This is a genomic window from Streptomyces sp. NPDC002785, assembly GCF_040295565.1.
Taxonomy (GTDB): domain Bacteria; phylum Actinomycetota; class Actinomycetes; order Streptomycetales; family Streptomycetaceae; genus Streptomyces.
This window is the reverse complement of record NZ_JBEOVN010000358.1, coordinates 1-3,466: the sequence shown is the minus strand read 5'-3', so window position 1 is coordinate 3,466 and position 3,466 is coordinate 1. Positions and strand designations below refer to the sequence as shown.

At 70.6% G+C, this 3,466-nt stretch carries 2 protein-coding genes; both read right to left on the bottom strand.

Annotated elements, in window-relative coordinates; genetic code table 11:
• A partial coding sequence (locus ABTZ94_RS36870; RefSeq protein WP_502967373.1) for a beta-ketoacyl synthase N-terminal-like domain-containing protein occupies nt 1-431 on the bottom strand: 431 nt, incomplete at its 3' end.
• A 59-nt stretch (nt 432-490) separates the two neighbouring features.
• Nucleotides 491-3,466, bottom strand: a 2,976-nt coding sequence (locus tag ABTZ94_RS36865) for an SDR family NAD(P)-dependent oxidoreductase (RefSeq protein ID WP_351207720.1), incomplete at its 5' end; no start/stop codon positions are given.

The following is a 3,466-nucleotide window of genomic DNA, read 5'->3' as shown; positions in this document are numbered from 1 at the left end:
GCCGCGTCGATGCCCGCGCGCTCCAACGCCTCCCAGGAGGTTTCCAGCATCAGCCGCTGCTGCGGATCCATCGCCAGCGCCTCACGCGGCGAGATTCCGAAGAAGGACGCGTCGAACTCGTCCGCGTCATGCAGGAATCCACCCTCGCGGGCGTAACTCGTCCCCGGGTGATCGGGGTCCGGGTGATAGAGGTTCTCCAGGTCCCAACCACGGTTCGACGGAAACCCGGAGATCCCGTCGCCACCGGAGACGACCAGGTCCCACAGCTCCTCGGGCGATGTCACCCCACCGGGAAAGCGACAGGCCATCCCCACGATCGCGATCGGTTCGGAGTTGGCGGCGACGACCCGGTCGTACTGCTGCTGCAGGCGTGCGTTCTCCTTCACCGAAGCACGCAGGGCATCGATTATCTGCCCGTTCTGAGCGTCCATGACGTCCTCTTCCATCCGCTTCTTTCCGTTTTCGATCACGAGTTGCGTTCCGTTTTCGATCACGACTGGGTGTTGCCCAGGACCCGCTGCACCAGGTCCGTCACGCTCATCTCGTCGATCAGATCCAGCTCTTGGTCGTCGGCCTCCGGATCGGAGAACAGAACCCGACGGATTGCCTCGGGGCCGCCGTCCTCGGACGCGTCGTCCGCCCCTCCCCCGACCAGTTCCTCGCGCAGATGCGCGACGAGCGCCGCCGGCGTCGGGTAGTCGAAGATCAGCGTGGCCGGGAGGGTGCCCCCGGTCGCCGCCGACAGGGCGTTGCGCAGGGTGATCGCCGCCAGCGAGTCGAAGCCCATCTCCTGGAAGGCCCGGCGGGGCTTGACCTCGTCCAGGCCCGAGTGGCCGAGCGCCTCGGCCGACCGTTCGCGGACCAGCTTCATGAGGATGCGGGTCTGCTCTGCCTCGGAGGCGTCCGCCAGACTCCGTACCAGCTGCGAACCGGCCTGCGCCTCCTCCTCGGCGAGCGCGGCGGCCGCCTCGGCCACCTTCAGCACCTCGGGCAGATCACCGAGCAGCGGGCTGGGACGGGAGGAGGTGAAGGCGGGTACGAAGGCCGACCAGTCGATGTCGGCCACGGCGATGACCCCGTCGTCGTACCGGATCGACGCCTCCAGCGCCCCCATCGCCTGGCCGGGCGTGAGGGGCAGTACGCCACGGCGGCGCAGCTGTTCCTGGATCGCGGGGTCGGCCGCCACACCGATCTCCTCGATCACGCCCCAGGCCAGCGATGTCGCCTTCAGGCCACGGGCCCGTCGGCGCTCGACCAGCGCGTCGAGGTACGCGCTGACCGCACCGGCCGCGCCCTGTCCGCCACCGCCCCAGACGCCGGCGACGGAGGAGAACGTGACGAACATGTCGAGCGGCCGGTCACCGAGCAACTCGTCCAGGTGGAGGGCGGCATGAGCCTTGGCCGTCACCACCTCGTCCAGATCGGCGAGACCGGTCGCCGCGACCGCCTGGGTCCGGGCGAGATCCGCTGTGTGCACCACCCCGGTCAGCTCGGGCAGCGCATCCGTCGCGGCGAGCAGCTCGGCAACCCCTTCGCGGCGGGAGATGTCCGCCGTGGACACGGTCACCTCGGCGCCCATGGCGGCGAGTTCAGCCACGAGATCCCGCACATGCGGCGCGTCGTCCTGGCCCGCTTGCGTGGTCAGCACGAGGTGCTCCGCGCCGGCCTCGGCCAGCCACTTCGCGGTGTGGCTGCCGAGTCCCTCCGTACCGTTGGTCACGAGGACGGTGCCGCGCGGACGCCAGTCCCGGTGCAACGGCTCGCCGCGCAGCGGGCTGTCCTGCAGGCGTCGGGCCATCAGGCCCGCCGACCGTACGGCGACCTGGTCCTGACCGCTCGCTCCGGTCAGGACGCCGATCAGCTGCTGGGCGGTCCGGTCGTCGACCATCTCCGGGAGGTCGACCAGACCGCCCCACCGGTCCGGATGCTCCAGCGCCACGGCGTGGCCGAGGCCCCAGACGACGGCCTGTTCCGGGGCCCGCAGCCGGTCGGAGGGGCCCACGCTCACCGCGCCGCTGGTCGCGCACCAGACCTGGAGCCCGGGGGTGATCTCGCCGAGCGTCCGCATCAACGCCAGCGTGGCGGCGGTGCCTTCGATGAGTACCTCGGACTGCGGGCGGACGCGGGAGTCCAGGGCCAGCAAGGACAGGACACCGGCCAGATCCCCTTCCTCCGGCCGGACCGCGCGCAGGGCGGCGGCGAAGTCGTCGGCCTCGGTCATGGCGAACGGCACCTGCCTGATACGCAGGCCCTGTCCCTCCAGGGCCCGCACCGCCCGCGCGGCGAAGCCGCCATCGGCCTCGGCGTCGGATCCGGAGGGAACGACGACGAGCCACGTTCCGGCCGGCGCGGTCGACGGAGGCTGCGAGACCGGGGACCAGGAGACGCGGTAGCGGAGCTGGTCGCTCACGGCCGTCCGGTCGCGTCCGCGCCGCCAGGACGCCAGGACGCCGAGGGCGGCGCCCATCGAGTCGAGATCGTCCTGCCCGCCGGTGGACTCGATGCCCAAGGTCTTGACCAGGGCGTCCAGGTCCTCGCTCTCGACGGCCTCCCAGAACCGCACTTCGTCGGCGTCACGCTCGGGAGCGTCGGACTCGGCCTCTTCAATCCAGTAGCGCCGGCGCTGGAAGGCGTACGTCGGCAACTCCACCGGCCAGTCGGCACCTTCACCGAGCAGGGCCTGCCAGTCGACCGCCGCACCACGCACGTGCACCCCGGCCAGGGCGGCGAGGAGCGAGCGCACCTCGTCGTTCTCACGGCGCAGCGACGACACGAAGGCGGAGGCGTCGCCCGTCAGGCAGTCGGGACCCATCGCGGACAGGACCGCGTCCGGGCCCAGCTCGAGGAAGGTGACCACGTCGGCCCGCTCCAACGCCCGTACACCGTCGACGAATCGCACGGTGGCCCGGACGTGCTCGACCCAGTACTCGGGGCGTGCGACCAGCTCGGGTTCAGCGACCTCACCGGTCACATTCGAGACCAGCGTGATCCGTGGCGACTGGAACGTCAGCCCCTCCACGACCGCCCGGAACTCCTCCAGCATCGGCTCCATCAACACCGAATGGAAGGCGTGCGAAACCGTCAGGCGACGCGTCTTGGTCCCCTGGGCAGCCAACTTGTCGGCGACAGCGAGGACCTCGCTCTCACCACCGGAGATCACCACCGAGGCAGGCCCGTTCACCGCCGCGATATCAATGCCCGAGGTCAGCAACGGACGCACGACGTCCTCCGGAGCCGCCACCGACACCATCGCGCCACCAGTCGGCAACGCCTGCATCAACCGGCCACGCGCCGCCACGAGCGCCGCCGCGTCGTCGAGGGACAACACCCCCGCCACATACGCGGCCGTCAACTCGCCCACCGAATGACCACCGACGAAGTCCGGCCGCACACCCCAGGACTCCACCAGCCGGAACAACGCCGACTCGACAGCGAAAAGACCCGCCTGAGTGAACACCGTCCGATC